22 protein-coding genes are annotated in these 22,740 nt (G+C 65.8%); 13 read left to right on the top strand and 9 right to left on the bottom strand.

Translation table 11 applies throughout. From position 1 onward, the window contains the following. Positions 1-9 precede the first annotated feature (9 nt). From BDOA9_RS00855 to BDOA9_RS00865, 3 genes are all read right to left on the bottom strand, one after another. Complete coding sequence (locus BDOA9_RS00855) at positions 10-330, bottom strand: hypothetical protein (RefSeq protein ID WP_025032058.1); 321 nt, start codon at positions 328-330, stop codon at positions 10-12. A gap of 170 nt (positions 331-500) precedes the next feature. Beyond that, complete coding sequence (locus tag BDOA9_RS00860) at positions 501-1,019, bottom strand: hypothetical protein (RefSeq protein WP_025032059.1); 519 nt, start codon at positions 1,017-1,019, stop codon at positions 501-503. A 38-nt stretch (positions 1,020-1,057) separates the two neighbouring features. Then, positions 1,058-2,605 (bottom strand): acetolactate synthase large subunit, encoded by a 1,548-nt coding sequence (locus BDOA9_RS00865; RefSeq protein WP_025032060.1) that lies wholly within the window; start codon positions 2,603-2,605, stop codon positions 1,058-1,060. A 264-nt stretch (positions 2,606-2,869) separates the two neighbouring features. Between BDOA9_RS00865 and BDOA9_RS00870 the strand changes: the two genes are divergently transcribed. Next, entirely contained in the window at positions 2,870-3,448 is a 579-nt protein-coding gene (locus BDOA9_RS00870; protein WP_025032061.1) for a L,D-transpeptidase, read from the top strand. Positions 3,449-3,530: 82 nt separating this feature from the next. Next, positions 3,531-4,346, top strand: coding sequence for a DUF2927 domain-containing protein (locus tag BDOA9_RS00875; protein WP_025032062.1), 816 nt, complete (start codon positions 3,531-3,533; stop codon positions 4,344-4,346). Between the two features lie 106 nt (positions 4,347-4,452). On the opposite strand, the gene BDOA9_RS00880 is transcribed toward BDOA9_RS00875, so the two are convergent. Beyond that, positions 4,453-5,580 (bottom strand): threonine synthase, encoded by a 1,128-nt coding sequence (locus BDOA9_RS00880; protein WP_025032063.1) that lies wholly within the window; start codon positions 5,578-5,580, stop codon positions 4,453-4,455. Between the two features lie 307 nt (positions 5,581-5,887). On the opposite strand from BDOA9_RS00880, the gene BDOA9_RS00885 reads away from it, so the two are divergent. The 4 genes from BDOA9_RS00885 to BDOA9_RS00900 all read left to right on the top strand — a co-directional run bounded on the left by BDOA9_RS00885 (position 5,888) and on the right by BDOA9_RS00900 (position 9,437). Next, positions 5,888-7,144, top strand: a complete 1,257-nt coding sequence (locus BDOA9_RS00885) for a GTP cyclohydrolase II (protein WP_025032064.1) — start codon at positions 5,888-5,890, stop codon at positions 7,142-7,144. A gap of 5 nt (positions 7,145-7,149) precedes the next feature. Continuing rightward, complete coding sequence (locus BDOA9_RS00890) at positions 7,150-8,394, top strand: URC4/urg3 family protein (protein ID WP_025032065.1); 1,245 nt, start codon at positions 7,150-7,152, stop codon at positions 8,392-8,394. 133 nt (positions 8,395-8,527) lie between these two features. Beyond that, entirely contained in the window at positions 8,528-9,157 is a 630-nt protein-coding gene (gene upp, locus BDOA9_RS00895; RefSeq protein WP_025032066.1) for a uracil phosphoribosyltransferase, read from the top strand. 67 nt (positions 9,158-9,224) lie between these two features. After that, positions 9,225-9,437 (top strand): hypothetical protein, encoded by a 213-nt coding sequence (locus BDOA9_RS00900; protein ID WP_025032067.1) that lies wholly within the window; start codon positions 9,225-9,227, stop codon positions 9,435-9,437. A gap of 3 nt (positions 9,438-9,440) precedes the next feature. Here the strand turns inward: BDOA9_RS00900 and BDOA9_RS00905 are convergent, their stop codons facing one another. The 3 genes from BDOA9_RS00905 to BDOA9_RS00915 form a co-directional block, all read right to left on the bottom strand. Next, positions 9,441-9,932, bottom strand: coding sequence for a DUF305 domain-containing protein (locus BDOA9_RS00905; protein WP_025032068.1), 492 nt, complete (start codon positions 9,930-9,932; stop codon positions 9,441-9,443). A gap of 68 nt (positions 9,933-10,000) precedes the next feature. Next, entirely contained in the window at positions 10,001-11,110 is a 1,110-nt protein-coding gene (locus BDOA9_RS00910) for a M48 family metallopeptidase (protein ID WP_025032069.1), read from the bottom strand. 3 nt (positions 11,111-11,113) lie between these two features. Further along, the gene (locus BDOA9_RS00915) at positions 11,114-12,259 is read right to left on the bottom strand and encodes a DUF898 family protein (RefSeq protein ID WP_192859643.1); all 1,146 of its coding nucleotides are present in this window, start codon (positions 12,257-12,259) and stop codon (positions 11,114-11,116) included. Between the two features lie 310 nt (positions 12,260-12,569). Here BDOA9_RS00915 and BDOA9_RS00920 point away from each other — a divergent pair, with 310 nt between their 5' ends. Next, complete coding sequence (locus BDOA9_RS00920; RefSeq protein WP_025032071.1) at positions 12,570-13,835, top strand: cytochrome P450; 1,266 nt, start codon at positions 12,570-12,572, stop codon at positions 13,833-13,835. A gap of 24 nt (positions 13,836-13,859) precedes the next feature. Beyond that, positions 13,860-15,134: a cytochrome P450 gene (locus BDOA9_RS00925; RefSeq protein ID WP_025032072.1), complete on the top strand. Its 1,275-nt coding sequence runs from the start codon at positions 13,860-13,862 to the stop codon at positions 15,132-15,134. A 274-nt stretch (positions 15,135-15,408) separates the two neighbouring features. On the opposite strand, the gene BDOA9_RS00930 is transcribed toward BDOA9_RS00925, so the two are convergent. Next, positions 15,409-16,329, bottom strand: coding sequence for a LysR substrate-binding domain-containing protein (locus BDOA9_RS00930; protein ID WP_025032073.1), 921 nt, complete (start codon positions 16,327-16,329; stop codon positions 15,409-15,411). Between the two features lie 125 nt (positions 16,330-16,454). On the opposite strand from BDOA9_RS00930, the gene BDOA9_RS00935 reads away from it, so the two are divergent. The 4 genes from BDOA9_RS00935 to mdlC all read left to right on the top strand — a co-directional run bounded on the left by BDOA9_RS00935 (position 16,455) and on the right by mdlC (position 21,358). Continuing rightward, positions 16,455-17,624 (top strand): acyl-CoA dehydrogenase family protein, encoded by a 1,170-nt coding sequence (locus BDOA9_RS00935; protein WP_025032074.1) that lies wholly within the window; start codon positions 16,455-16,457, stop codon positions 17,622-17,624. Positions 17,625-17,633: 9 nt separating this feature from the next. Then, positions 17,634-18,734: a CaiB/BaiF CoA transferase family protein gene (locus BDOA9_RS00940; RefSeq protein ID WP_025032075.1), complete on the top strand. Its 1,101-nt coding sequence runs from the start codon at positions 17,634-17,636 to the stop codon at positions 18,732-18,734. Between the two features lie 15 nt (positions 18,735-18,749). After that, entirely contained in the window at positions 18,750-19,601 is an 852-nt protein-coding gene (locus tag BDOA9_RS00945) for an FAS1-like dehydratase domain-containing protein (RefSeq protein ID WP_025032076.1), read from the top strand. A 134-nt stretch (positions 19,602-19,735) separates the two neighbouring features. Next, on the top strand, positions 19,736-21,358 hold the full coding sequence (gene mdlC, locus BDOA9_RS00950) for a benzoylformate decarboxylase (RefSeq protein ID WP_025032077.1): 1,623 nt from the start codon (positions 19,736-19,738) through the stop codon (positions 21,356-21,358). A gap of 19 nt (positions 21,359-21,377) precedes the next feature. Here the strand turns inward: mdlC and BDOA9_RS00955 are convergent, their stop codons facing one another. Then, a complete protein-coding gene (locus BDOA9_RS00955; protein WP_025032078.1) occupies positions 21,378-22,154 on the bottom strand; it encodes an SDR family NAD(P)-dependent oxidoreductase in 777 nt (258 codons plus the stop codon). Between the two features lie 75 nt (positions 22,155-22,229). On the opposite strand from BDOA9_RS00955, the gene BDOA9_RS00960 reads away from it, so the two are divergent. Then, on the top strand, positions 22,230-22,691 hold the full coding sequence (locus BDOA9_RS00960) for a MarR family winged helix-turn-helix transcriptional regulator (RefSeq protein WP_082847902.1): 462 nt from the start codon (positions 22,230-22,232) through the stop codon (positions 22,689-22,691). Positions 22,692-22,740 lie beyond the last annotated feature (49 nt).

Below are 22,740 nucleotides of genomic sequence, written 5' to 3' on the forward strand. Positions count from 1 at the left end.
TGCGATCCGTTACTGTTTGTCGAACGGAATGTACTGCTGGTACTGCTTGGGCACCGAGCTGCGGTAGCGCGCCGGCACGGTGCCGGTGTCGACCGAATGATCGATCTCCTGCTGCCGGGTCATCTTCTTCTTCGCCGGCTTTTTCGAGGCGCTCTTCTTGCCGTCACCGGGCTGGCTGGACGTGTCGGTGGTCGTCGCGGCCGGAGCAGTGCTCGTCGCGGCAGGCGCAGCGGTTCCCCCCGTGGCTGGAGTGCCCTGCGCCAGCGCGAGCGGCGATTGCATCATGAGCACCAGCGCTGCCGTCGCAGCCAGGAAATATGATTTCTGCATCAGAACCTCCAAATATGCCTGATCCGAATGGGCCAGCGTAGGCCTCCGGCATCGACGCGTGCAAGTCCGTCGACAATAGGTCCGATCCCCCGCCGGAACTGTGGTGGGGATCACATTACCGGCATGGCCCGCCGTCATGGCATCGCTGCGTGTGTCACACTCGCACGCCGCTATGCGCGCGCCCCGAGGCCGGTCTCCTCCAGCCGCGAGGCGAACCAGCGTGACAGCGCCTCGTCGGCGGCACCGCTGACATAGACTTCCGACGTCGTCACATGGAGCCTGTCCAGCACCAGCAGCACGCCGATCCAATAGGGAAACCAGACATGGACGTCGGTCAGCGCCCGCAGCTTGTGCTGATCGTGCTCGAGCGGGGTGTGATTGCTCGCCTTGCGGATTTCCACGGCGAGCAGATTGTTCGGGATCTCGCGCTGATGCACGACGACATCGGGGTAGATCGACTTGCCGAGATGGTCGTCGGTCGAGATGATGGTGCCGTGCGGCAGATGCAGCGTGCGCTCGCCGAGCCGGTCGTAATTGCAATCGACCGACCAGCCCGAAAACTGCCTTTCCAGATGTACGGCGAAACGGTGCGTCACCGCCCGCTCGCCGACATCCTTCTCGAACAGGAAACCCTCTTGGGCGTAGAAGTCCCGGAGCGTCGCGATCACCTTGTTCAGCTCGGTCTGCATCGTGCCTCCGGGCTCACGGCGCTCCTTCTGTTGACGCCCTACATCTGCACTTCGATCAGCCGCGGGCCGGGCTCGGCGACGGCCTCCGCCAGCGCCTTGTTGAACTCGTCGGCGTTGGTGACGGCGCGGCCGGGCACGCCCATGCCCTTGGCCAGCGCCACGAAGTCCAGCGTCGGCCGGTCGAGGCGCAGCATGTCGTTGGCGCGCTGGCCGGGCTCGCCGGCGCCGACATTGTCGAACTCGCCGCGCAGAATCTGGTAGATGCGGTTGGCGAACACGATGGTGACGATGTCGAGGTTCTCGCGCGCCTGGGTCCACAGCGACTGGATCGTGTACATCGCGCTGCCGTCGCCGACCATGGTGATGACCTTGCGGTCCGGGCAGGCGATCGCCGCGCCGATCGACAGCGGCGTCGAGAAGCCGATCGAGCCGCCCATGTTCTGCAGCCAGTCGTGCGGGGCGGCCGCCGCCGTCGGCGGGAAGAAGCCGCGGCCGGTGGTGAGGGATTCGTCGACCATGATCGCGTTCTCGGGGATCGCACAGGCAATGGCCTGCGCGATCGAGGCGAAGGTGAGCGCGCCGGTCGGCTTGACCAGCTCAGCCAAGGCCTGCGGCTTGACGTCCCTGGTGCTGGCCTTCACGGCGCCGGCAAGCGCCTCGAGGGCTGCGACCGAATTCTCGCCCCAGGAGGTCATGCGATGCACCTCGCAGCCCTGCGGCTTGAGCATGCTCGGCTTGTTCGGATAGGCGAAGAACGCCACGGGATCGTCGGACTCGACCAGCACGATGTGACGGAACTTCGCCAGCATCGGCAGCGCGTTCTCGATCACGTAATGGATGCGGTCGATCGAGAAACGGCCACGGCCGCGCGCCATCTTCGGACGGAAGGTCGGGCCCATCACCGTGCAGCCGGTCTTGCCGGCAATGCGCTCGGCCAGCGCCAGACCCTGCTCGCTGAGCGCGCTGCCGGTCATCAGGAGCAGCGTGCCCTCGCCGTCGCCGTGCAGGATCTTCGCGGCCTGCTCGACCGCCTGCGGCGAATAGCTGGCGCGCTGCTGCTCGGCCGGAACCTCGGCGAGGCCGTCGGCTTCGTTCCAGGCGGTGTCGGCGGGCAGGATCAGGGTCGCGATCTGCGGCGGCGCGCTTTTGGCGGCGGCAATTGCCGCCGCGCCGTCGGCGGCAACCGATTTGGCATCCGGCGAGGTGCGCACCCAGGACGACATCGGCCGGGCCAGGCCTTCGATGTCCGAGGTCAGCGGCGCGTTGTAGCCGATGTGGTAGACGGCATGCTGGCCGACGATGTTGACGATGCCGGAATTGGCCTTCTTGGCGTTGTGCAGATTGGCAAGGCCGTTGGCGAGGCCGGGGCCGAGATGCAGCAGGGTCGAGGCCGGTGTACCCTTCATGCGGAAATAGCCGTCGGCCGCGCCGGTCACCACGCCTTCGAACAGGCCGAGCACGCAGCGCATGCCGGGGACACGGTCGAGCGCCGCGACGAAATGCATCTCGGAGGTGCCGGGGTTGGTGAAGCAGACGTCCACCCCGCCCTTGACCATCGTCCGCACCAGGCTTTCCGCACCGTTCATTCTGTCTGCTCCCGCAACCGGCGTTTCCAGTAATCCGTTCGGTCAATCATTGTTCGCGCGGCCCGTCAAAGCAATAGCGGGCATTGCGGCTCTGCCCCGCGTGACGAGACGCGGATTTGGCTAACGCTTTCCGGCAAATTGGCGGGAGTTGCGATTTGGTAACGCCAGTCGTCAACGATGCGACCCTCACGGGCCCGTGGCTTGCGAAATGCGCGCAAATATGGCCTCTGGTTCGGGTTGAATCGATTTTTTCTGGGGAAGACAATGATCCGGTTTTTTGCCGCACCGATGGCCGCAATGGCGCTGCTGCTGGCTGGCGCAGCCGACGCATCCGCGACGGGGATGATAGATTTCACGGGCACCAGTTCCGGCGGCTATATCGGCCGCGGCGGCGCGAGCCCGATTCCCCGCACCACCGTCATGTACAACGGCAGCTACGCCCCCGGCACCGTCGTGGTGAACACCGCCGAGCGGCGGCTCTATCTGGTACTCGGGAACGGGCAGGCGCTGCGCTACGGCATCGGCGTCGGCCGCGACGGCTTCCGCTGGGCCGGGGTGCACAGGATCACCGCCAAGAAGGAATGGCCGGACTGGACGCCGCCCTCGCAGATGCTGGCGCGCCGGCCGGACTTGCCGCGCCACATGAAGGGCGGCATCGACAACCCGCTCGGCGCCCGCGCCATGTATCTCGGCTCGACGCTGTACCGCATCCACGGCTCCAACGAGCCTGAGACGATCGGTCAGGCCGTCTCCTCGGGCTGCTTCCGCATGACCAACGACGACGTCACCGACCTCTATAGCCGCGTCTCGGTCGGCACCACCGTGGTGGTGCTGAACAACTGACAGCAGCCACCGCCGGAACCGGCAGGGCGCGTGAATTTGCGGTCTTGTGCGCGCGGCGCGAATGCGGCAGCGTCACAGCACGATGAGCGCAATTGTCCCGCCCTCGCCCGGCCTTCGCCTCGCCCTGCTGGCGCTCGTCACGCTCACCTGTGCGCCTGACACCGCAACCATGGCTGCGGCCGGCGAGCTGCCGGCGATCTCCTCGCGCCAGCGCGCAGAGAAGAAGAGCTTCACCGACAGCGAGATCGTCGACGGCTTCCTGAAGACGGCATTCGGCGCCGAATACCATCTTGCCGGCCGCGTCGACCGCATCCGCAAGTTCGACGGGCCGGTGCGCGTCTACGCCGAGAGCGACCGCGCCGATCGCAAGGCGCAGCTCGCCAAGGTCGTGGCCGACATCGGCAAGCGTGTGCAGCATCTCGACATCGCCATGATCGAGACCAACGAAGCGGCGAACGTGCGCGTGAAGCTGGTGCGCGACCGCGATCTCTTCCGCACCATCTCGAGCTTCTACGGCGCCGAGAAGGCGCGCGAGATCCGCTCCTCGCTCGATCCGCAATGCCTGTCCGGCTTCCGCAAGAACGACGATTTCGAGATCGAGCATTCCGACGTCATCCTCACCGTCGACAACGGCGACTTCACCTTCCTCGATTGCGCCTATGAGGAGCTGCTGCAATCGCTCGGGCCGATCAACGACACCGCGAGCGTGCCCTGGACGATGTTCAACGACAACGTCTCGATGGGCTATTTCGACATCTACGACCAGTACATCCTCAACCTGCTGTACGATCCCCGCATCAAGGCGGGCATGACCGTGGCGGAGGTCAAGGCGGTGCTGCCCGCCGTGCTCAAGGACGTGCGCGCCTGGGTGAAGCGGGTGAATGACCTGAAGGAGTGAGGTGAGTTCACTCGTCATTGCGCAGCGAAGCAATCCAGAATTATTCCGCGGTGACAGACTGGATTGCTTCGCTGCGCTCGCAATGACGGAGCAAGTTGTAGCGCCGCTACTGCACCAGATCGGCAACAGTGGTCGCGGCCTTCAGCCCGGTGCCGGTGAGGACCGCGACCGTGGTCTCGTTCGCCTTGATGGCCCCGGCAGCCGCGAGCTTGTCAAGCGCCGCAGCGGCGCTGGCGCTGGTCGGTTCGGCGAACAGGCCCTGCCGCGCGAGGCGGCGCAGGGCGGCGACGATCTCGTCCTCGGTGAGCGCGATGGTGCCGCCGCCGCTCTCGCGAAGTGCGGCGATGATCTCGCGCAGACGCAGGGGATTTTTGATGGCGGTGCCCTCGGCGACGGTCTTGCTCACCTCACGCGCGACGGGCGTATCGACACCGGCCTTGAAGCTTGCATCGATCGGCGAGCAATTGAGCGGCTGCGCCGCGAACAGGCGCGGCAGCTTCGAGATCTGCCCGGTCTTCAACAGCTCGCGGAAGCCGAAGGCGCAGCCGAGCAGAGAGCTGCCGGCACCGACGGGAACGACGATATTGTCGGGCGCGCGAAAACCGAGATCTTCCCAGATCTCGTAGGCCAGCGACTTGGTGCCTTCGAGGAAGAAGGGCTGCCAGTTGTGGCTGGCGTAGAAGGTCTGGCTCGACTGGCGAATGGCCTCGGCTTCGGATTCCTCGCGCGGGCCCTCGACGAGCTGCACGCTGGCGCCGTAGGCGCGGACCTGTGCGATCTTGGCCGGCGACGTCGAGGCCGGCGCGAGAATCTTGACGCGCATGCCGCCGGCGGCGCCCAGCCCCGCCATCGACGAGCCGCCGTTGCCGGAGGAATCCTCCAGAATGGCGTCGATGCCGATCTGCCGCAGGAAGGACAGCATCACCGCCGAGCCGCGATCCTTGAAGCTGCCGGTCGGGTTGAACCATTCGAGCTTGAACAGCGGACGCAGGGCGCCCCATTGCTGCTCGACCAGCGGCGTGCAACCCTCGCCGAGCGTGATCGGGTGCTTGATCTCGACCGGCAGCGCCGCCCGGTAGCGCCAGAGCGACCGCGTCTGGCCATCGATGTCCTCGCGCGAGATGCCCGCCCCCGGCGTCACCAGCAGCGGCGTGCGCTCGTCCGAGCACCAGCGCGGCTGGTCCAGGGGATAGAGCTTTCCGTTGCGGGGATCGATGTAGCTGGCGGCAGGCATGGCAGTCTCCAAGACAGGGGCAGCGCGGTGCGCCGAACTGGAAGCCCGCCGCACGAAACGAAGCAACACCTCCTTGAAAACACGAAAAATAGAACTATTTCAATTCCTTAAACTGGCCTCGCAGGCCCGGCGGCGCTCTTGATGACGGGAATTTGGCCGCGAACGGCCCCTGTGCCCTGCCACGATTAACTTGTCTGTCGTCGCCGGCCGCTACAATATGTTGGATTGAGCTTGCGCCGCCGGTTCGCGTCGCAAGCGAGCCAGGCCCGTCCGAGCGGCGGGCCGTTGGCTTTTTGGGAGCCTGGACATGAGCCGTGCCAACCGTACCGACCACATCCGCCTGACCTCACATCCGGAGCCGGGCCGGAAGGCCGCCTTTCCCATCCATTGGGGCGCCGCCGATGCGCGCGCGCGGGGACCGATCATCGGAACGGTGTCGCGCGCCGGGGATCGCAACGTGATCGGCAGCCATGGCGGGTCCTACGCGATGTATCGCGCGCTCGCCGTCTCCGCCGGCGCGCTAGATCCAATTCGAAGGCCTGACCTCACCAACACCTTTCCGGCCGCGACCATCGGCCCGTTCCCGCAATGGAGCGATCCCGCCAAGATCGTCGCGCTCGATCCCTGGGGGCATCTGGTCGCCGAGAATTTTCGCCAGGAGATCGCCGAGGGCGCGGACATCCGCCCGAGCATCGCGGTGACGCGGGCGCGGCTCGACCTGCCGGAGATCCGCGACGCGCTCGCCGCAAAGCGGCTGCGCGCCGACGGCGAGGTCGTGCACGCCAATGGCAGCGTCTCGGTGGTGAAGATCGCAATCGATCCGGTGTGGTATCTGCCGGGCCTTGCGACGCGCTTCGGCACCGGCGAGACCGAGTTGCGGCGCACGCTGTTCGAGCAGACCGCCGGCATGTTCCCCGAGCTCGTCACGCGTTCGGACATGAAGGTGTTCCTGCCGCCGATCGGCGGCACCACGGTCTATCTGTTCGGCGACGTGACGAAACTGCCGGACCATCGCACCAAAGTCACCTGCCGCGTGCATGACGAATGCAACGGGTCCGACGTGTTCGGCTCCGACATCTGCACCTGCCGACCCTATCTGATCCACGGCATCGAGGAATCCGCGCGCGGCGCGCAGGAGGGCGGGCTCGGGCTCGTCGTCTACAACCGCAAAGAGGGCCGCGCGCTCGGCGAGGTGACCAAGTTCCTGGTCTACAATGCGCGCAAGCGGCAGGAGGATGGCGATGCGGCCGCCGCTTATTTCGAGCGCACCGAATGCGTGGCCGGCGTCCAGGACGCGCGCTTCCAGCAATTGATGCCGGACACGATCCACTGGCTCGGCCTCAAGCGCATCGATCGCTTCCTGTCGATGAGCGACATGAAATACGACGCGCTGACTTCGCAAGGCATCGACATCGTCGAGCGCGTGCCGATCCCGCTGGAGCTGATTCCCGCTGACGCCCATGTCGAGATCGCCGCGAAGAAGGCCGCCGGCTATTACTCCACCGACATCGCGCCGGAGCAGTCCGTGGACGGCGTGGTCGGGCGTTCGCTGGAAAAATACTGATCGCGATGGCGGAGACCTTGGAATCGCAGGCGCGCGCGCTGCTCACCGCAAAGGCGGTTCGCGCGCGCGCCCGGCAGATGCTGGAGCTCGGCCTCGCCGGCGGGCTCACCCATTTCACCATCGATCTCGACCGCATGGATGGCGTTGCCGAGGCCGTGCTCGCGGTCACGCGCAAAGCCTATCCGACGCTCGACATTCCGTTCCATGCGCGCTGGCGGCATTTCGTGCTCGGCGGCATCGACCGCTGGTCGTCCTTAGAGGAAGTGGAAGTCGCGTCTTGGCCGGATCACGCCGCGCGTGCGCGTGCCGAATTCGATCTTGCGATCGTCAGCGTGCTGCTGGATGCCGGCGCCGGCGCTACGTGGCGCTACCGGGACGTCAAGACGAGGAGGGATTTCGGTCGATCCGAGGGGCTTGCGCTTGCCAGTCTCAACATGTTTGTGGACGGCGCGTTTTCCGGCGATCCACGCTCTCCCTTCCGCGTCGATGCGGATGTGATCGCGCAGTTGTCCATCGATCGGCTCCGATCAGGGTTCCGTGTAACTGACAACAATCCGCTGCTCGGCCTCGAGGGGCGCACCGATCTGCTGCGTCGCCTGGGCAAGCAAGTTGCAGCACGCCCTGAAATCTTCGGCTTGCACGATACGCCGCGCCCGGGCGGGCTGTTCGATCATATCGCGGCGCAAGCGAGTGGCGGCGCCATTGCTGCGCCCGCCATTCTGTCCGCGGTGCTGAACCAGCTTGGACCGATCTGGCCCTCGCGGCTCAAGCTCGCGGGCGTCCCGCTCGGCGATTGCTGGCGGCATCCCGCGATCAAGGCGGACGACGGCACGGCAGGCCTCGTGCCGCTGCACAAGCTGTCGCAATGGCTGAGCTATTCGCTGATCGAGCCGCTGCAGCGCGCCGGCATCAAAGTGACCGACATCGACGGCCTCACGGGCCTTGCCGAATATCGCAATGGCGGCCTGTTCGTCGACCATGAGGTGCTGCGCCTGCGCGATGCCGCCGACGCCGCGCGTGCGCACGCCGTGGATTCGCTGCTCGTCGTGGAGTGGCGCGCGCTGACGGTTGCATTGCTCGACAGGCTGGCGGAGCGCATTCGCGCCAAGCTCGGCCGCACGCTTGAGACCTTGCCGCTCGCGAGCATCCTCGAAGGCGGCACCTGGGCGGCGGGCCGCGCCATTGCGTTTGCTCGCCGTCCCGATGGATCGCCGCCGCTCAAGGTGATCAGCGACGGCACGGTTTTTTAGAGCATGGATAGAGATTTTCGGCCACGCGCGTCATTGCGAGCGCAGCGAAGCAATCCAGAGTACTACCGCGGACAGATTCTGGATTGCTTCGCCGCACTCGCAATGACGCCTTGGTGAATTTCAGGAGCATTACATGGAAGGCGTCACGATCGTCGATCATCCGCTGGTGCAGCACAAGCTGACGCTGGTGCGGGACAAATCCATCTCGACCAAGTCGTTCCGCGAGCTGATCAAGGAAATCGGCATGCTGCTCTGCTACGAGGTGACGCGCGACCTGCCGCTCGCCGACACCGTGATCGAGACGCCGCTGGCGACGATGCACTCGGCCAAGATCGCCGGCAAGAAGCTGGTGTTCGTGCCGATGCTGCGCGCCGGCACCACCTTCGTCGACGGCATGATGGACCTGGTGCCGACCGCGCGCGTCGCCCATATCGGGCTCTACCGCGAGCCGCACAGCTTTGCCGCCGTGGAGTATTTCTTCAAATCGCCCTCCGATCTCAGCGAGCGCCTCGCCATCGTGGTGACGCCGGTGGTCGCCACGGCCAACACCGCCGTCGCAGCCATCGACCGGCTGAAGGAGCGCGGCGCCAGGGACATCCGCCTGGCCTGCCTGATCGCAGCTCCCGAAGGGCTCGAGCGGCTGCGCGGATTGCATCCGGACGTGCCGATCTGGACCGCGGCGGTGGATGAAGGGCTCGACGACAACGGGTTCATCCTGCCGGGCCTGGGCGATGCCGGCGACCGCGCCTACGGAACACGGTAAGCGCTGAGCGCGCTTTAGGAACAGCTTCCAGCGCGCGAGGTTCTCCTGCACCAACAGGGAGAGCACGATGACCTATCAGAATGATGACCCCAGGACTGACCGTGCGCGCCGCAACAGCCCGGTCGGCTGGGCAGTCGGCGCGATCTTCGTGATCGCAGTGGTCGCGGCCGTTTTCTTCTACAATGGACGCGAGGTGGGTCCGCAGGCGACCTCGACCAATCCGAACAACGCGCCGAGCGTCACGACCGGATCGAATCCGCCTGCTGCGCCGGCGAAGTGACCGTCAGATGGGCGGCCTTGGCGGCAGGTCCTTCGCATCTGCCGCCATCGGCCTCTCCTTCGGCTCCTCGATCAGCCGTTTCATCTCGCCGATCTCCCGCACCTGTGCTTCGATAATGTCGTCGGCCAGCTTGCGAACGCGGGGATCCCTGATGTGTGCGCGCTCGCTCGTGAGCACCGCGATCGAGTGATGCGGGATCATCGCTTTCATGTAGGCGACGTCGGACACGGTCTCCTGGCTGCGGACCAGCCACAGAGAGGCCGCAAACACCACGACGCTGGTGGCCAAAATGGCGATGTTCGCTGCACGGTTCCGGTACATCCCCCACATGAAGCCCAGCATCACGACAGCCATGACGGCTCCCATCAGCAGCGCCATCCAGGTTCGGGTCTGGCTATACCAGACGTGCTCCAGGGCGAATGTATTGAGGTACATCAGCCCGAACATGATCAGCGTGGAGGCCGCGATCATCGCGGCGAAGCGACCGTAAGACATGCGCTACATCCTATCGTTGTCAGAGAGGATATGCCTGTCTGGAGCGTTTGTTCCTTTCCAGCGGGTCGTCACACCTTCCCGCTGCCGCAGATACCCTTCAGCGCCTGCCACTCCTTGTCGGTCAGCAGCGGCGGGCCGCTGGCGGGCCGGTCCTCCTTCGTCATGCGCGCGAGGCGGTCCTCGGTCAGCGGATGGCTGGCGAGGATATTCGTCAGGCCAGAGCCGCCCTCCTTGCCGGTGATGCGGAACAACAGCTCGGCCGCGGGCTTGGGCGAACGGCCGAGCGCATGCATGATCTCGATCGCGAATGTGTCGGCGCCGGTCTCGGCTTCGCGCGAATAGGACGCTTCGACCAGGCTGCGCGAGGCGAAGATCACGGCCGATGAGCCGGTGACGTCGCCGAACAAGAGGCCGATCAGGAACGAGGTGCCGCCATTGTAGATCAGGCCGCGCATGTTGTCGTGATGCTTGAGATGGCCGAGCTCGTGGGCGAGGATGCCGGCAAGCTCGTCGGGATTCTCGGCCTTGTCGAGCAGGCCCTTCAGCACGAACACCTTGCCGCCGGGCAGCGCGAAGGCATTCGGCACCGCGGTCGGCAGCACGCCGGCCGTCATGGTGTCGTCGAGGCCGGCCGCATCGCGCAGGCGGTTGACGAGCTTGTTGAAGGCGGCCTTGCCCGCGGGGTCTTCGCACGCGCTGCGGCCGAAGATGGTCTTCATCTGGACCTCGGCCGCATCGCCGATGCGCCGCTCCACGGGCTGTGGCACCAGCGGCGCAAGCCGGTCGGCGGCGAGCGGTACGCCGAACAGGACGACGCAGACGATGGAGACGGCGGCGGCCACCGACCAGCCCACGATCTTCGCGACGCCGCTGCGCGTGGTCCGATGCTCGTCGAGGCGCGCGCAGCGGGCGGCCACCTCCGCGGCGAGCGCGGCATCGCGGATCTCCAGCCGGGCCAGAGGCGGCGCTGACGTCGCAGCCAGGCGCAGGATTCCAGGCGGACTGTCGGCGCGACGAATGTCCGCATAAGGCCAGAGAACGGGCGTCGCGCCGTCCTCGACGATCTCGAGCGCATCACTGAGCGTCAGCGTTACCGGCCGTCTGCGGCTCGACACGCCGTCGAAGAAGATGGTCGGCCTTTCCGACTGCGCCGGGGTCCCGGCAAACACGTCACTCACAGCTCAGAATCCCGCGACATCGAGCCCGTCGGCAAAGCCTTCGCCGAGCGCGCCGGCGAGCTGACCGCTGCCGCGCACGTCCGCCGCGGCCCCGATGTCGTGCACCTCGACGGTCTCCAGCACCTTGGCCCAGAGATCGCGCTGAAGATAGACCCGCATGACGATGTTGATGGCGAGGGCGAGCGCGAAATAGCCGATCACCATCATCGCCACCATCGGGATGCTCTTCGTCGCATTGTCGCCGGCGAAGACCTCCTCGGCGGAAACGCCGGTGAGCGAGACGACGAGCCAGGCGCTGCCGCCCATATAGGCCGCGAACGCGACCGTCAGCAGCATCCACCACCCGATCACTTTCCAGTACAGGCCGTAGAAGGCGTCGTGCGGCAGGTTCGAGGACAGGCTGACGCCGCCGATGCGGATGCCGTCGAGCCACCAGCGCCATTCGCGCGCCTTGAACTCGGCATAGAAGAACGGCGCGAGCGGGAAGACGACGACCGCGATCGGGCTGAGCAACCACAGCCACCAGCCGCGCTTGAAGAAGGTCCAGCCGTCGGCTTCGAAATCGCCGCGGAGATCGCCGTAATGGGTGTGCCGCATCTTGTAGCGTTCGAGCGCAGCCGCGCGCCAGGGCAGCGCGAGACCGAGCGTCAGGAGCACCAGCAAGCCCCACAGCATCGCGCGGAATGAATAGGCCCAGCCCGAGCCGTCCATCCAGAACCGGACGCCGCGCCAGACCGTGCGCGTCAGGCGGTAGCGCCGCGCGCGAAAAATCGCGAACTGGCCGAAGGCGTAGAAGGCGATGAACAGCGGCGTCGAGGCAAAGGCCTGCCAGCGCTCGAACTCGATGCCGACGAGAAAATAGGCGAGATAGATCGGCACCAGGATCGCAAGCGCGAACAGGAAGCCGACCAGGAGCTCCCTGGCCCGTCCGGTGTATTCGGCCGCATCGCCGTCGATCGCGGTGTGCGTCCACAGATGGCGGCGGATGTCGGTGACGAGCCAGAACCGGTAGAAGCCGAAGGTGACGAGCTCCAGCATGGCCCCCTTGGTGACCAGCTTGCGGAACTCGGAGCGGTTGCCGGAGAAATCGACCCGCGTCGGCGGCAGCGGCGGGGGCAAGGGCTCGGCCCCGATGTGGGTCCATTGCATGTCGTTCACGGGCGGCAACCTCGGGATGCGGATCTGTTCGGGCCAAACTATAGATCAGAGGTTAGTCGATCCCCAAGATGGGCGGGTTCGATTTAGCTCGATTCCAGCCGGTTTCTCGCACGATTCTCCAGCCCGGAGCGTGTCGGAGGTCACGGTCATATGGCGACGTGACGGCCGTTCGACGCTCTCGTGAAGGTTGGATGTGGCAAAACTCTCCCTTGCCCCCGCGCTGACAACCGGCTGTAATTGCAAATCAAATACCGCAGCGCAGAATTCAACGACGCGCGGTTGATATCGAGGGAGAAAGGTCATGCATGGGACCATGGAAAGCGCGGCCAAGCTCGACGCCTTGCGCGAGCGCGCCATGTCGCTGCCGCTGGAGCAGTTCGATCCGGGCGATCCGGAGTTGTTCAGGACCGATACGTTCTGGCCTTATTTCGATCGGCTGCGCCGCGAGGATCCCGTGCACTATTGCAAGGATTCGATGTTCGGCCCGTACTGGTCGGTGACGCGCTACAACGACATCATGGAGATCGAGACCAACCATGCGGTGTTCTCCTCCGCTTCCGCGCTCGGCGGCATCACCATCCGCGACATCGATCCGGATCTGCGCCGCGAGAGTTTCATTTCGATGGACCCGCCGCGCCATGCGGCCCAGCGCAAGACCGTGGCGCCGATGTTCACGCCGACGCATCTGGACAACCTCGCCATCAACATCCGCAAGCGTTCGGCCGAGTGCCTGGACAAGCTGCCCCGTGGCGAGGTGTTCGATTGGGTCGACCAGGTCTCGATCGAGCTCACCACGCAGATGCTCGCGGTATTGTTCGACTTTCCGTGGGAGGACCGCCGCAAGCTGACGCGCTGGTCCGACGTCGCCACCACCATTCCCGGTCCCGACGGTCTCGTCGCGACCGAGGACGAGCGGATGGGCGAGCTGGCCGAATGCGCGGCTTATTTCTCCCGCCTCTGGAAGGAGCGCAGCGAACAGCCGCCCAAGAGCGACCTGTTGTCGATGATGGCGCATGGCGCTGCTACGCGCGACATGGACGCCAGGAACTTCCTCGGCAATCTCATCCTTTTGATCGTCGGCGGCAACGACACCACCCGCAACACCATGTCGGGCTCGCTTCTCGCGCTGAGCCAGCATCCGGAGCAGTACCGCAAGCTGCGCGAGAACCCTGACCTGCTCGACAGCTTCGTGCCCGAGGTGATCCGCTGGCAGACGCCGCTGGCGCATATGCGCCGCACGGCGCTCTCCGATTTCGAATTCCGCGGCAAGCAGATCAAGAAGGGTGACAAAGTCGTGATGTGGTACGTCTCGGGCAACCGCGACGAGGAGGCGATCGAGAAGCCCTACGAGTTCATCATCGACCGCGCCCGCCCGCGCACCCACCTCTCCTTCGGCTTCGGCATCCACCGCTGCGTGGGCTTGCGGCTCGCCGAGCTTCAGCTCAAGATTATTTGGGAGGAAATTCTCAAGCGATTCGACCATATTGATGTGGTCGGCGAACCCAAGCGGGTCTATTCGAGTTTTGTGAAGGGTATCGAAACGCTGCCGGTGAAGATTGCTGCGTGAGTCGAACGCAACGGAGCCACGATCATGAACATCCAAGCGCCGGTTAAAGTGGACAAGGCCGAACGCATGCGCAGGGCCCGCGAGGAAGCCTATGCGACGCCGCTGGCGCAATTCCACCCCGGCGCGCCCCGGCTGTTCCAGGACGACACGCTGTGGCCCTGGTTCGAGCGGTTGCGCAAGGAAGAGCCGGTGCATTACTGCACCAACGCGCCGATCGAGCCGTACTGGTCGGTGGTGAAGTACAACGACATCATGCATGTCGATACCAATCACGGCATCTTCTCCTCGGACTCCAAGCTCGGCGGCATCTCGATCCGCGACGTGCCGGAAGGTTACGACTATCCGAGCTTCATCGCGATGGACCAGCCCCGGCATTCGGCGCAGCGCAAGACGGTGTCGCCGATGTTCACGCCGGCACACCTGGACGAGCTGGCCAAGCTGATCCGCCAGCGCTCGCAGACCGTGCTCGACAATCTGCCGCGCAACGAGACCTTCAATTTCGTCGAGCGCGTCTCGATCGAGCTGACCACGCAGATGCTGGCGACCCTGTTCGACTTCCCCTGGGAGGAGCGGCGCAAGCTGACGCGCTGGTCGGACGTCTCCACCGCCCTGCCCAAGAGCGGCATCGTCGCTTCCGCCGAGGAACGCCGCCGCGAGATGGACGAGTGCTATGCCTACATGTCCAAGCTCTGGAACGAGCGTGTCAACTCGGCGCCGCGGAACGACTTGTTGTCGCTGATGGCGCACAACGAGGCCACGCGCCACATGGACCCCGACAACCTCATGGGCAACATCATCCTGCTCATCGTCGGCGGCAACGACACCACGCGCAACACCATGACCGGCTCGGTGCTGGCGCTGAACGAGAACCCGGAGCAGTACGACAAGCTGCGCGCCAATCCGGAGCTGATCGATTCCATGGTGCCGGAGGTGATCCGCTGGCAGACGCCGCTGGCGCATATGCGTCGCACCGCATTGCAGGACACCGAGATCGGCGGCAAGCCGATCCGCAAGGGCGACCGCGTCGTGATGTGGTACGTCTCGGGCAACCGCGACGAGGAGATGTTCGACAATCCGAACGAGTTCATCATCGACCGCCCGCGCCCGCGCACCCATCTCTCCTTCGGCTTCGGCATCCACCGCTGCGTCGGCATGCGCCTCGCCGAGCTGCAGCTGCGCATCGTCTGGGAGGAGATGCTGAAGCGCTTCGACCGCATCGAGGTGGTGGGCGAGCCGAAGCGGATCTATTCCAGCTTTATCAAGGGATACGAGTCGTTGCCGGTAAGGATTCCGGGGTAGGCTCCATCGCCCGTCGCCGGCGGTCTCCTCCGTCATTGCGAGGAGCCCGTGACAAAATTGCGAAGCAATTTTGCACTGGTGCGACGAAGCAATCCAGACTGCCGCTGCGGAAACAGTCTGGATTGCTTCGCTGCGCTCGCAATGACGCGGAAAGGCCTGAGCGTCGTATTGGACTGCTGGTTTCGCTGATGGGTCCCAGCTATAAAATTCCGGCATGACAGCTCGCGCCAGATGCGAAGGCACGATGGCGCGCGGCTGTTCTACCACACGCCATCTAGCTCAGCTTGATGTCCCAGACGCCGTCCTTGCGGCAGGCGGCGACCTCCTCGCGCAACAGCGCGGTGATGGCAAGCGAGGCGGTCGAGGCCGGGCGGTCGATTGGAGAAGCGAAAATGAGCTCGCGCGTCATCGGCCTGGATACGGGGGCGGTTTCCAGCCGCCCGTCCGCGACCTCGCCGTGGACCGAGGACGGCGGCAGCAGCGCGAATCCGAGGCCCTCCTCGACGAGGCTCGTCAGCACGCGGAACGAATCCGCCTCGAGCTGGACGTCGAGCTTGATCTTGCGCTGGGCCGCGGCGTGCTCGATCAGCGCGCGGAGGCCGTGGGAATGAGAGGGCAGCACCAGGCGCTGCCGCAGCAGCCAGCCGATGTCGACGCTCTTCTTGCGCGCCAGGCCGCAGCCGCGCGGACCGACCGCGACGATGGTGTCGCGCCCCAGGCTCTGCACGTTGAGATGCAGATCGGCCGAGCGGCCGTACAGGATGGCGAGATCCATCTCGCCGCGATGCAGCCATTCGACCAGATGGCCGCTGTAGCTCTCGACGATGCGCAGCGAGATGCCGGGAAATTTTTCGACGCAGCGCCGCGCAAAGCGCGCCGACAGCACGCAGCTCACGGTCGGAACCAGGCCGAGCACGACCTGCCCCGAGGGCGGGCCCTTGGCCGACTGGATGTCGTCGCGGATCTGGTCGATCTGCCGCACGATGCCGGAGGTGCGCGCCAGCAGGAGGCGGCCGGCCTCGGTCAGCACCATGCCGCGGCCGTTGCGGGTGAACAGCTCGGTGCGCAGCTCGTGCTCCAGCAGCTTGATCTGCCGGGAGAGCGCCGGCTGCGCCACGCGCAAGGTGTCGGAGGCCTTGGACAGGCTGCCGAGCTCCGCCACGCAACTGAACGTCCTGAGCTGCCGGAAATCCATGCTTGCCAATCCTGGAAGGCTACTCCATACGCTATAACAAATGAGCATAGGGGGCGGGCATTGTTTTCACAACGCCCGTGGGTTGGCCGGCGTTATCTTAACTGCCGCTGAGAATTGGAAACGCCATGAGCCAAGAACACCACACCGAAGATTACGCCGACATCCGCGAGGCCGTTGCCAAGCTCTGCGCGCAGTTCCCCGGCGAATATTGGCGCAAGCTCGACCGCGAGATGGCCTACCCCAAGGCGTTCGTCGATGCGCTGACCGAGGCCGGCTATCTGTCGGTGCTGATCCCCGAGGAATATGGCGGCGCCGGCCTGAAACTGTCGGCGGCCGCGGCGATCCTGGAGGAGATCCAGCGCGCCGGCTGCAACGGCGGCGGCTGCCATGCGCAGATGTACACGATGGGCACGGTGCTGCGGCACGGCAATGCCGAGCAGAAGGCAAAATACCTGCCGAAGATCGCGAGCGGCGAACTGCGCCTTCAGGCCTTCGGCGTCACCGAGCCGACCAGCGGCACCGACACCTCCTCGCTGAAGACGTTCGCGCGCAAGGACGGCAACGACAGCTACATCGTCAACGGCCAGAAGATCTGGACCAGCCGCGCCGAGCATTCCGACCTCATGGTGCTGCTGGCGCGCACCACGCCGAAGGACCAGGTCAAGAAACGCACCGACGGCCTGTCGGTGTTCATCGTCGACATGCGCGAGGCCAAGAATAACGGCCTCGAGATCCGTCCGATCCGCACCATGATGAACCACGCCACTACCGAAGTGTTCTTCACCGATATGAGGGTGCCGGCGGAGAACTTGATCGGCGAGGAAGGCAAGGGTTTTCGCTACATCCTCTCCGGCATGAATGCCGAGCGCATCCTGATCGCGGCCGAATGCGTCGGCGACGCAAAGTGGTTCATCGCGAAGGCGACTACTTACGCCAAGGAGCGCGCCGTGTTCGGCCGGCCGATTGGCCAGAATCAGGGCATCCAATTCCCGATCGCCAAGGCCTACGCCTCGATGCGCGCGGCCGAGCTGATGGTGAAGGAAGCCACGCGCAAATACGAGGCCGGGCTCGACTGCGGCGCCGAGGCCAACATGGCCAAGATGCTGGCGGCGGATGCGTCCTGGGAAGCGGCGAATGCCTGCATCCAGACCCATGGCGGCTTCGGCTTCGCCGAGGAATACGACGTCGAGCGCAAATTCCGCGAGACGCGGCTGTACCAGGTGGCGCCGATCTCGACCAACCTCGTGCTGTCCTTCGTCGCCGAGCACGTGCTCGGCATGCCGCGCTCGTACTGAGGCCGCGCCATGGGAGCATTGGACGGGATCAGGGTGATTGCGGTCGAGCAGGCGGTGGCGGCGCCGTTCTGCTCCTCGCGCCTGGCGGATGCCGGCGCGGAGGTGATCAAGATCGAACGGCCCGAAGGCGATTTCGCCCGCGGTTATGACGCGGCGGCCAAGGGCCAGAGCAGCTACTTTGTGTGGCTCAACCGCGGCAAGCAATCCGCCGTGGTCGATCTCGCCACCAAAGAAGGCTGCGCCGAGCTGGAGAGGCTGATCGCGAGCGCGGATGTGCTCATTCAAAACCTCAAGCCGGGCTCGATGGACAAGCTCGGTTTTTCGCGCGAGCGCTTACTTAAAGACTATCCGAAGCTGATCTCGTGCACGATCACCGGCTATGGCGACGAGGGCCCCTACGCGCATCGCAAGGCCTATGATCTCCTGATCCAGGCCGAGAGCGGCCTCGCCTCGATCACCGGCAATCCCGATGGCGCCTCGCGCGTCGGCATGTCGATCGTCGACGTCGCGACCGGCGCCACCGCACATGCCGCAATCCTGGAAGCGCTGATCGCGCGTGGGCGCACCGGCAAGGGCGCCGACATCCGCATCTCGATGTTCGACGTGATGGCGGATTGGTGCACGGTGCCGCTGCTCAATGCCGAAGCCGGCAATCCGCCCAAGCGCATGGGCCTGCGCCATCCCTCAATCGCGCCCTATGGCGTGTTCACCTCGAAGGACGGCAAGGACATCCTGATCTCGATCCAGAGCGAGCGCGAGTGGAAGACGCTGTGCGCGAAGGTGCTGGACCAGCCGGACCTGCCGGCCGATCCCCGCGTCGCCAACATGGTCGAGCGCGTGCGCAACCGCGACTTCACCGACACGACGGTGGCCGATGCCTTCGGCAAGATGACGCGCGATGAGCTGCTCAAGCGGCTGTCGGACGCTGACATCGCCTTTGCCGAGGTCAACACCATGGCCGACCTTGCCAACCATCCGCATCTGCGCCGCATCGAGGTCGACACGCCGAACGGCCGCGTCAGCTATCCCGCGCCGGCGCCGATCGTCGTCGGCGAGACGCGTAGCTACGGCGCCGTGCCCGCCATTGGCGAGCGCACCCAGTCCAAATAAAGAGAGCGAGGCGTCATGACCGAGAAGCTCGACATCGATCATCTCAGGCAATGGATCGGCCGCAGCCAGGAGGCCACCGACATCGTCACCGCGCAGCTCGTGAAGGGCCTGCGCGCGACGCTGTTCCAGGAGGTCGGCGAGCCCAAGGCAGGCGACGCTGCGCCGTTCACGGTGCACTGGTGCCTGGCACAGCCGGTGTTCCCGATGTCGATGCTCGGGCCCGACGGCCACCCAACCCGCGGCGGCTTTCTGCCGCCGGTGCCGCTGCCGCGCCGGATGTGGGCCGGCGGCGAGATCGAGTTTTTGCAGCCCTTGCGCGTCGGCGATGAATCGACGCGGACATCGCGCATCGCCGACGTGCAGGTGAAATCAGGCTCGACCGGCACGCTGTGCTTCGTCTCGGTCGAGCACAGCATCTCCTCGCCGCGGGGCACGGCGATCCGCGAGCGGCAGGACATCGTCTATCGCGAGATGACCGGCGGCGCGCCGGCTGGCGGCAAGGCGCCGCCTCCGCCTCCCAAGGCGCAGCATCGCGAAACGCATGTATCCGATCCCGTGCTGCTGTTTCGCTACTCCGCGCTGACCTTCAACGGCCACCGCATCCATTACGACCGCGACTACGTCACCAAGGTCGAGGGCTATCCGGGCCTGATCTTCCACGGCCCGCTTCAGGCGGCGCTGATCGTCGAGATGGCGGCCAAACTGCACGGCGGCAAGGCGCCGAAGAAGTTCTCGTATCGCGGGCTGCAGCCGCTGTTCGAAGGCACGGAGTTCTCGGTCAACGCCAACGACAGCGGCGAGAGCATGGAGTTGTGGACCGCGAACGCGGAAGGGCAGCCGACGATGAAGGGGACTGCGGTGTGGTGATAGTCTCTCCTCGTCATTGCGAGCGTAGCGAAGCAATCCAGACTGCCTCCGCGGAGAGATCCTGGATTGCTTCGCTTCGCTCGCAATGACGGACGGGGCGGGGAGCGCGCCGATAAACAACGGGGACGGAAACCATGGCCAAGAACGGCAAGACCGGCAGCAAGTCCGTCACCGTCAAGCAGGCGACGCTCGACCTCTTGCGCGCCTTCGGCATCACAAAAGTGTTCGGCAACCCTGGTTCGACCGAGCTGCCGTTCCTCAGCGACTGGCCCGACGACATCGACTACGTGCTGGCGCTGCAGGAAGCGTCCGCCGTCGGCATGGCCGACGGTTATGCGCAGGCGACGCGCAATGCCGGTTTCGTCAATCTGCATTCGGCGGCCGGCGTCGGCAACGCGCTCGGCAACATCTACACCGCGCATCGCAACCAGACCCCGCTGGTGATCACCGCGGGCCAGCAGGCGCGCTCGATCCTGCCTCTGCAGGCGTTCCTCTATGCCGAGCGCGCCTCCGAGTTTCCGCGGCCTTACGTCAAATACAGCGTCGAGCCCGCGCGGCCCGAGGACGTACCGGCCGCGATCGCGCGCGCCTATTACACCGCAATGCAGCCGCCGTGCGGGCCGACCTTCGTGTCGATCCCGATCGACGACTGGGCCCACGCCTGCGCGCCGGTCGAGGCGCGGATAGTGAGTCGCGAGATCGGGCCAGAGCTGGAGCCGATGAAGGCGCTGGTTGCGGCGCTCGCCTCAAGCAAACACCCTGCCCTCGTCGTCGGCCCCGGTGTCGATCGCGCCGGCGCGGTGGAGCTGATGGTGCGTGTCGCCGAGAGGACGAAGGCGAGCGTCTGGGTCAGCCCGTTCTCGGCACGCTGTTCGTTCCCCGAGCGGCATCCGCAATTCGCGGGTTTCCTGCACGCCTCGCCGGCGCAGCTGTCCGAAGCGCTGCGCGCGCACGACCTCGTCGTCGTCATCGGGGCGCCGGTGTTCACCTTCCACGTCGAGGGCCATGCCGCGATCTTCGACGGCGGCGCGACGATCTTCCAGATCACGGATGATGCGGATGCCGCCGCGGTGACGCCATCAGGCACCAGCATCATCGCGACGATGAAGCCGGCGCTCGGCCTGCTGCTCGACCTGCTGCCGGAGAGCAAGCGCGCGGCGCCAAAAGGCCGCACGCTGCCGCCGGCGCCGCAGGCCGCCGATCCGCTGCCGGTGGAACTCCTGCTGCACGCGCTGTCGCGAGCGCTGCCCGAGGGCGCCTCGCTGGTCGAGGAAATTCCCTCGCACCGGCCGGCGATGCAGAAATTCCTGCCGATGCGCGGCCAGGACAGCTTTTACACCATGTCGAGCGGCGGCCTCGGCTATTCGCTGCCGGCCGCGGTCGGCATGGCGCTCGGCAAGCCGAAACAGCGCACGGTCTGCCTGATCGGCGATGGCTCGGCGATGTATTCGATCCAGGCGCTGTGGACCGCGGCGCAGCGCAAGCTGCCGCTGACGGTCGTCGTCATCAACAATTCCGGCTACGGCGCGATGCGCTCGTTCAGCCAGGTGATGCAGGTGCGCAACGTGCCCGGGCTTGAGCTGCCGGGGATCGATTTCGTGCGGCTCGCGGAGGGCATGGGATGCCATGCGGTGCGGGTGACGAAGGCGGCGGAGCTGGGCGAAGCGCTCAAGCGCGGCATGGCGCATGAAGGCACGAGCCTCGTCGAGGTCGCCGTGGATTCCGCGGTGCCGGTGCTGTACGGGCAGAAGCATTGAGGCGCCACGGCATCATTAACTACGACGCCAGAAATCCCCCGTCGGCCGCCAGCACGTGGCCAACCACGTAAGAGGACGCATCCGACGACAGCCACACCACAGCCTCCGCCACCTCCTCCGGGCTCCCCATCCGCCGCAGCGGCAATCCCGCGCTCACCGTCGCGATATCGCCGACGCCGGAGCGCAGCATCATGTCGGTGACGACGCGGCCCGGCGCGATGGCGTTGATGCGGATGCCGCGGGGGGCGTTCTCCAGCGCCACTGATCGCGTCAGCGAGATCGCAGCGGCCTTGGAGGCCGAATAGAGCGAGAAGCCCGGATTGGGATTGCGCACGCCGCTGACGGAGGTATTGACGACGATGCAGCCGCGCCCCTGCGCCAGCATCGCCGGCAATTGGTGACGCAGGCAGAGGAACAGCGCACGGACATTGGTGTCGAACACGCTGTCGTAGGTGTCGGTGCCCTGCTCCTCCAGCGGCGCGCGGCGCTCCTGGAAGCCGGCATTGTTGAAGGCGACGTCGAGCCGGCCGCAGCGCGCGACGGCGGTGCCGACGAGGCGCGCGACCTCATCTTCCTTCGTGATGTCGGTCTGGAGCGCGATCGCCTCCGTGCCGAGCTCGCGGCACGCCGCGGCGGCGGCCTCGATCTCGGCCTCGCGCCGGCCTGCGATGATGACCGCGTCCGCCCCTTCGGTAGCCATCCGCAAGGCCGTGGCGCGCCCGATGCCGCTGCCGCCGCCCGTGACCAGGCAGACCTTCCCGCTCATCCGCATGCCGGTCGGCGAAGCTCCGCTCATGGCCTACTCCAAAACACTTGCGCGCGCCGTTGCGCGCATATAGTTGTATGATACAACTATATGCCGGGAGTCAAGATGGCCGAGCTTTCGCTGATCGACGACATCCGCGCCGCATCTCGCCTGATGGTGCGCGAACTCGGCTTCATGGATGCGACGGTGGCGGCCTCGGACTATCCGCCCTCGGCGGTGCACACGATCCTGGAGATCGGCATCCGCGGGCCGATGAATTCGGGCGAGCTCGGGGATTTCCTGCTTCTGGAGAAATCCAGCGTCAGCCGCCTGGTGCGCAAGCTGATCGATTGCGGCGAGCTCAGGGAGACGCCGGACGAGGCGGATGCGCGCAGCAAGCAGCTGTCGCTGACGGCGAAGGGCCGGCGCACGTTGGAGGCACTCCATGCCTTCGGCCGGCAGCAAGTGCGCGGCGCGCTGGCAGCGTTGACGGAAGCCGAGCAGCGCAAGGTGCGCGAGGGCATGATGCTCTATGCGCGGGCGCTGCGGGCGAGCCGGGTGGGAGATGAGGTGGAAGCGGCGGTCTAGCCACAAGCTCGGTGTCGTCGCCCGCCTAGTGCGCAATTGCGCACTAGGC

It is taken from the genome of Bradyrhizobium sp. DOA9 (assembly GCF_000617845.2).
GTDB lineage: Bacteria > Pseudomonadota > Alphaproteobacteria > Rhizobiales > Xanthobacteraceae > Bradyrhizobium.